The organism is Bifidobacterium callitrichidarum (genome assembly GCF_003129905.1).
Taxonomy (GTDB): Bacteria; Actinomycetota; Actinomycetes; order Actinomycetales; family Bifidobacteriaceae; genus Bifidobacterium; species Bifidobacterium callitrichidarum.
The window spans coordinates 1-324 of sequence record NZ_QFFM01000069.1 but is presented as its reverse complement, the minus strand read 5'-3'; the positions used below and the strand labels follow the sequence as shown (position 1 = coordinate 324).

At 59.0% G+C, this 324-nt stretch carries 1 protein-coding gene and 1 rRNA gene; both read left to right on the top strand.

Annotated elements, in window-relative coordinates:
• Positions 1-243: hypothetical protein (locus DF196_RS13715; protein ID WP_206603806.1), on the top strand; the 243-nt coding region annotated here is incomplete at its 5' end.
• Positions 244-252: 9 nt separating this feature from the next.
• A 5S ribosomal RNA gene (gene rrf / locus DF196_RS13150) occupies positions 253-324 on the top strand; the annotation flags it as partial.

The following is a 324-nucleotide window of genomic DNA, read 5'->3' as shown; positions in this document are numbered from 1 at the left end:
CACGTGGTCGATAGGCCGGACGTGGAAGCCCCGCGAGGGGTGGAGCTGACCGGTACTAACGGGGAAACGACAACACAACATCCTCCAAACATTCTTTTGGAGGTCCCGATACTGCGCTCGGACCGCCCAGGCATCAAGGAATGTCAGGCGACCATAAAACCAAAGATCGACAACGGTTCGCGTCCCCTATCCGGTTCCCAAACCGCCACATGCCGGCAGGAACAACGTTTCCTGACCGTATAACTACAGATTTGCGGCGGTCATGGCCCAGGTGAGACGCCCGGTCCCATTCCGAACCCGGAAGCTAAGGCCTGGCACGGCGAT